We start from the raw sequence: 6,000 nt of genomic DNA, 5'->3' as shown, positions 1-6,000 counted from the left end.
AAAATCAGTCTACTAAATATTGCCTCGTATACTTTAGCAACTTTATACCAATTTATACTTGACTAATCGTAGGAAAGGGTGTGAGAGGGTGCGGGAGAAAGGGACTTCTGGAGTAAAAGACCAGAGAAGGCTGAAAGCCTTCGACGGACTTTTATGAAGAGGAGCACTTTCTGCATCCTCGAATCCGACTGCAGTAGGTAGAAAGAAGGGGTTTTGATGGCAATTTTTGATGATCACGCCAAGGATTATGATCGATGGTACGACAAGCCTATGGGGAAATTTGTGGATAAGGTGGAGACTGACCTGGCCTTTTCCCTCTTGACGGTCCAGCCGGGCATGCGAGTCCTGGATGCGGGCTGTGGGACTGGGAATTACAGCATCAAGTTGGCTAAGCACGGGGCTGAGGTGGTCGGTATTGATGTTTCTCGGGCCATGTTGGGCCAGGCGGAGGCCAATGTGCAAGCGGAGAACTTGGAGGTAGACTTCCAGCTGATGGACATGGAGGACCTGGCCTTTGAGGATAACTCTTTCGATGCTGTCCTCTCCATGACCGCCATTGAATTCGTGGAGGACCTGGATGCCCTCTACCGGGAATTCCGCCGGGTTGTGAAGCCGGGTGGCCAGATCTTACTGGGATCCATTACCAAGTCCGGCGCATGGGGGCAAGCCTATAGCGACAAGGGCGGGGACATCTACAGCCAGGCCCATTTCCGCGATTTGGCAGAGCTGAGAAGTTTAGATGAGGCGAATTTGGTGGATACGGCGGAGGGCCTCTTTGTCCTCCCTAATTCGGATCCCGCTAAGCTGTCTAGTGACTTGGAGATGAGCCTGTCGGAGAAGGGCCGGGCCGCAAGTTTTGCTTGTGTCCTCTTCGAGAAGGCGGACCGGGTCCAAGCCAAGCTGACCCTGGCCGCGGAAGAAGACCAGGACCTGAGCCAGCAGCGGGCCTACTTCTTGGACCGGATCGAATCGTCTGGCATCCCTTATGACTTGTCAGAGGCTGATGATTGTGTGACCCTGAGAGGGAATGCGGGGGAAGTCTTCCGGCTCTTAGAGGTCATCCACCAACAAGCGGCCCTCCATGGCGACTTCTACGACATGCGGATTGACTTGAAGAATCGTTTGGACTAGGAGGGACCAGGATGCAACTATTTGTCGATGAATCAGGGTCGATCAACCGCAAGAAGAACCCAGACGGTCGTTACTTTGTCATGGCCTTTGTGCAGACCGACCGTCCCGACCATGTCGCAGAGATTTTCCGCCGCAATAAGCAGTCCTACCTGGATAAGTCCCAGTCGAAAAAGACCGCCGATGAGGAGATCAAGGGGTCCAATATGCCGGATGGGATGAAGGCGCAGATCTTCAAGGCATTGCGTGATGAAACAGATGCAGTCTTCCATTATTTGGTGATCGATAACTTCCAGGTCTACCCCAATCTCCTGCGCAAGCCATCTCTGACCTTCAATTATTTCGTCGGCCTGGCCATCAAGGAAATTGCGGGCCACCGCCAAAATGAAAAGGAAAACCTGCAGATGATGATCGATAACCGCAACCAGGCCTTGCGGTCGCTGAATTCACTGGAGGAATACCTGCAGATTATCATGACCATCGAAAAACGCTGGCTCCACGATGTCCATGTCGAATACAAGGACTCCCAGGACGAGAACATGATCCAAGTGGCAGATATCTTCGCCAACACCGTCTTCCGGGTCTGCCGGAGCGAAGCCCATGGCAAGTCCAATCCCGACAACAAAAACCTCCTCAAACTCTGCCGCATCGGCAAAACACACTTCTTCCCGAGTGGTAAGAGTGAATTGAGTTTATTTGAATAACAGGGTGTGAGGGAGCGCGGGTAGAAGTGGACCTCTGGAGCAAAAGACCGAAGAAGTCTGAAAGACTTCGTAGGGATTTTGTGAAGAGGAGCCACTTCTGCGCGACCGAACCCGACTAGACCAGGGTGTGAGGGAGCGCGGGTAGAAGTGGACCTCTGGAGCAAAAGACTAGAGAAGGCTGAAGGCCTTCGATAGATTTTTGTGAAGAGGAGCTATTTCTGCATCCTCGAACCCAACTAAAATAGGATAAAAACAAAAAGCATCCCAAAAGCTAGCAGCTTGTGCCAGCTTTTGGGATGCTTTATTTTTATAGGAATAGTCGTACGCCGTTGACGATATTGAGGAGGATGACGGAGGCCGTGATGATGAGATAGGTGCGGTTGACGGCCTTGTTGGTCATGCGCTGGTTGAGGGCAGAGCCGACATAGCCTCCGATAACGGCAGCGGGGAGGATGACGAGGAGGAAGCTGCTTGAGCCAGCTGCGACACTGCCTGCCAGGACGATGCTGGTGAGCTTGGAGAGCTGGGAGAAGAAGATGGTGATGATGGAGTAGACCGTGGCCTGCTTGGTTGAGGCACCGAAGAGGGCGATGAAGAGGGCCACGTTCATGGGCCCGCCGCCGATGCCGAGCAGGGTCGAGAGGACACCCAGGGCCAGGGAGGCGAGGAAGAAGCTGAAGAGGCCAGCTAGGCGGAGCTGCTTACGGCTGGGGTCATAGGTGTACCAGATGGAGAGGCCCAGGGTGATGACGGTGATAATAATTTGAATCAACTGGACCTTGTCGGGGTTCTTGTAGAGGGACATGAGGATGTTGAAGATGGTGTCCCCTAAGCGGCCGCCGATAATGGACCCGAAGGCAATGGCGAGGAGCCGCTGCCAGGAGATCTGGAAGCCACCGCGGACTTGTTTGATGATGGAGACGATGGACATGGTGAAGACGGCGGCACTGGAGAAGAAGCCAATTACATTGAGAGGGTGGGCACCAATCGCATCTAGGGCGGGCTTGATAATGACGCCTCCCCCCATGCCGGAGACGGCTCCTACGGTATTGGCGAAGAGAATGACAATAAAATAAAGTAAATAGAGCATACAGACCTTCTTTCTATCTTAGGTGCGGGATTGGGCACAGCGGAAGCCGGTGTTGGAGGTGCTGGACAGGGCATTATTGGCGTTGCGGCCGGCGATCCGGTAGCGCTGGCAGTAGGAATGGTGGCAGAGGAAAGAGCCTCCTCTGAGGGCGAAGTCGGTGGCTCGGTCATAGCCGGCGTAGGCCTTGGCCCAATCTTCGGCTGTTCTGTCTTGGAACTGGGTCAGGGGGATGCGGCCGGGATTGCTGCACCATTCCCAGACATTACCGATCATCTGGTAGAGGCCGTAGTCGTTGGGGGCATAGGCTTTAGCAGGGGCAGTGCCGACATAGCCATCTGCAGCTGTGTTCTCGTTGGGGAAATCACCCTGCCAGACATTGGCCCAGTGCTTGCCGCCTGCTTCGAGCTCATTGCCCCAGGGATAGGTGCGCCCGTCCCGGTGGCCAGCTTGGGCAGCGTATTCCCATTCTGCTTCGCTGGGCAGGCGGAGTCCGGCCCACTGGCAATAGGCCAGGGCATCGTTGTGGGAGACGTGGACGACGGGATGGTCCATCCGCCCTTCTAGCGTTGAACCTGGGCCTTCCGGTTGCCGCCAAGAAGCACCTGGCACCTCATGCCACCAGTCGGTCCCAGCAGTCAGGGGGTATTGGTCGCGCTTGTCTTCATCGATGAGGAGGAAGAAGACATTGGACGAGCCGTAGCGTTCAGCATCGGTAACATAGGCGGTATCCAGGAAGAAAGCCTGGAAGTCCCGGTTGGTCACCGTTTGGGCACTAATGGCGAAGTCAGCCACTTCGATCTCGACGCTGGGGCCTTCCTGGTCGCGGTCGAAACCACAAGACTTCTGGTCACTCCCCATGCGGAAAGTGCCGCCTTCAATTGAAATCAGTTCATCAGACATGGAGGTCCTCCTTTTTCATGATAAGTATCTAATCTAACTATAACATATTTTCATCAGATAGCTTTTTTTAAGGCTTAAAGATCGAGAAAAGATTGACCTTGTCCCTGAATTCGCTTAAAGTTAATGTAATAGATCTTAAGGAGGATTTACCATGAAGAAACAGTGGCTCTTATTACTAACCTCGGTGGCCCTGCTCGGTGCCTGCCAACAACCGGCCGACGACAAGGCAGCTGACCAAAGCAGCGCCCAGACCGAGAAACAAGCCAAGCAAGAAGCGACCTTTAGCATCCAACCCCTAGAAGGCGAAGCTGAAACCAAGCAAGTGACCTTCCAAGAGGGCGACAAGGTGCTGGATGTCTTGAAGGCTAACTTCGATGTGGAAGAAGATAAAGGCTTTGTCAAAGCCATCAACGGCGTCAGCCAGGATGAAGACAAGCAAGCTTACTGGATGTTCTACGTTAATGGTGAGATGGCACCCAAGGGAGCTGACCAGATCGAACTCAAAGCCGGCGACAAGGTGGAATGGAAGCTAGAACAGATGCAGGCTGAATCAGAATCTGAAGCCGCTTAGGAAAATATAAACAAATTGAAAACAGGAGTTTCCTCTGTCTGTGAGGAAATTCCTTTTTTATTATGGGAGGGAGTAAGGACTGGGCCAGCAAGCCTCACTCGAGGGCTTCGATTGTACCTTCACTCTCGCCAAGCCACACGCCTGCTTCCCGAATGGAGCTTGATCTTCATGCACCTTCACTTGAGGTGTATGATTGTGGATAGAGCCAGAGCAAGCCACAGATAAGCCTTTTGTTTGTGTCTTCACTCACTGGATTTAAAGTCTGACTTTTTTGACCAATAATCATTGACCTTTCTTGACCAATTTGATATAATAAGAAGTGAAGAGGGAAAGGATCCCTCGAGATGATGAAGAAAGGTGATTAATGATGAAACGTTATACAGTGACTGCAGATGTCAACAGTGAAAAATTTGGTCAAGGGACCTTGGTTGCTGAATTGAATGAAGATGATTTTATCCGCTATGCCAACCTTTCGGACCAAGAAAAATTAGACTTCTTAAAAGAAAAAGGCGCCCGCTTCCAAGTCGATGTGAAGGACTTAGAAGACAAGGACGTGGCTAACTACAGCGTCAAGGCGAGTGAAAATACCCCATCCCGTCAAAGCGCGAGTGAACAACCTCGTGTGAGCCGGAAGATGCGGGTGAATGTGAATGGTCAAGACACCGGTTGGGTTGATGTGAGCGAAGAAAACCAAGCCCAATACGATGCGATGATGGACCGCTTCAACCAAATGCATCAACGCTTCAACCAAGAATTCAATAACTTCTTCCCAAGCTTTCGCCGGGGCAACTTCCTAGACCTAGGTCGTCCCTTCTTTGAAGGCTTATCCGCTCCTGAAGGCCAAGGCCAAGACCAAACTTCAGAAGACCAAGACAAGGCTGACAAGGAAGACAGCGGGGATAACGAAAAAAATGAATAAAGGGTGTGAAGCCTGGCGTTTAGCTTGCGTTCACTGGAGTAAGTCAGCAGAGCAGTTTGAAAGACTGCGGCGGGGACTTGTGAAGTGACACGAAAGCTGCCAGATCAAACCTGACTATGAATCTTAAAGCTGGAGGCTAAGCTGCTTCCAGCTTTTTTGTCTTTTTCCAGGGAAGGGCGTATAATCATTTTAATCAATTAAGGAGGTGGCGCTTATGGCAGCATTGAAATGGTTTGCGGGCGGGCAAGATCGCCGCAAAGAAGCGATTAAATTGATTCAAGAGATAGAGGGCAAGTTAGGACCTTCCCAGCCTGCCCTCAAGCAGGTCCTAGCTGATTACTTGCTAGAATTTCAGGAGAGTGGGATCTCAGCTCCCTATATCTTGACCCGGCTCAACCTGGACTTGTCCAAGGCCTTGCGGGCAGATGGGCAAGTTATTCCCGATGACCAGGAAGCCCTCTTGAAGGAATTATCCGCCCTGTCTCAGATTCGCTATGGTTATTGATGGAATTGTTCAAGAAATTGAAAAAATTCTGTTTTAAGCCTTGATTTATAAGGGGATCTTCTTTATGATAGGTTGGGTCTAAGGAATCCTTAGATAGCAGCGCACTTTGCTTGCTGAAGCACTTTATTTTTATGTCTAGCTAAGCGACATAAAAATGGGGTGCTTTTTGCACTGAGAAAGGAG

Annotated in this window: 7 protein-coding genes; 5 read left to right on the top strand and 2 right to left on the bottom strand. The window is 51.5% G+C overall.

Annotated features, from left to right (window positions below):
- The first annotated feature begins 216 nt into the window (after positions 1 to 216).
- Both QP860_RS09085 and QP860_RS09080 read left to right on the top strand, forming a co-directional pair.
- On the top strand, positions 217 to 1,131 hold the full coding sequence (locus QP860_RS09085) for a class I SAM-dependent methyltransferase (protein WP_070618000.1): 915 nt from the start codon (positions 217 to 219) through the stop codon (positions 1,129 to 1,131).
- A gap of 11 nt (positions 1,132 to 1,142) precedes the next feature.
- A complete protein-coding gene (locus tag QP860_RS09080) occupies positions 1,143 to 1,832 on the top strand; it encodes a DUF3800 domain-containing protein (protein WP_070618003.1) in 690 nt (229 codons plus the stop codon).
- Positions 1,833 to 2,139: 307 nt separating this feature from the next.
- On the opposite strand, the gene QP860_RS09075 is transcribed toward QP860_RS09080, so the two are convergent.
- Positions 2,140 to 2,922, bottom strand: coding sequence for a sulfite exporter TauE/SafE family protein (locus tag QP860_RS09075; protein ID WP_070618006.1), 783 nt, complete (start codon positions 2,920 to 2,922; stop codon positions 2,140 to 2,142).
- Positions 2,923 to 2,940: 18 nt separating this feature from the next.
- Entirely contained in the window at positions 2,941 to 3,822 is an 882-nt protein-coding gene (locus QP860_RS09070) for a formylglycine-generating enzyme family protein (RefSeq protein WP_210382789.1), read from the bottom strand.
- 151 nt (positions 3,823 to 3,973) lie between these two features.
- Here QP860_RS09070 and QP860_RS09065 point away from each other — a divergent pair, with 151 nt between their 5' ends.
- The 3 genes from QP860_RS09065 to QP860_RS09055 all read left to right on the top strand — a co-directional run bounded on the left by QP860_RS09065 (position 3,974) and on the right by QP860_RS09055 (position 5,817).
- Positions 3,974 to 4,393 (top strand): DUF4430 domain-containing protein, encoded by a 420-nt coding sequence (locus tag QP860_RS09065; protein ID WP_070618008.1) that lies wholly within the window; start codon positions 3,974 to 3,976, stop codon positions 4,391 to 4,393.
- Positions 4,394 to 4,757: 364 nt separating this feature from the next.
- A complete protein-coding gene (locus QP860_RS09060) occupies positions 4,758 to 5,312 on the top strand; it encodes a hypothetical protein (protein WP_070618011.1) in 555 nt (184 codons plus the stop codon).
- Between the two features lie 214 nt (positions 5,313 to 5,526).
- Positions 5,527 to 5,817: a bacteriocin immunity family protein gene (locus QP860_RS09055; RefSeq protein WP_070618015.1), complete on the top strand. Its 291-nt coding sequence runs from the start codon at positions 5,527 to 5,529 to the stop codon at positions 5,815 to 5,817.
- The last annotated feature ends 183 nt before the right edge of the window (positions 5,818 to 6,000 follow it).

It is taken from the genome of Aerococcus sp. UMB1112A (assembly GCF_030230715.1).
In the GTDB taxonomy this organism is placed as follows: Bacteria; Bacillota; Bacilli; order Lactobacillales; family Aerococcaceae; genus Aerococcus.
The sequence above is the reverse complement of the archived record's forward strand: the minus strand, read 5'-3'. Positions and strand labels throughout refer to the sequence as shown.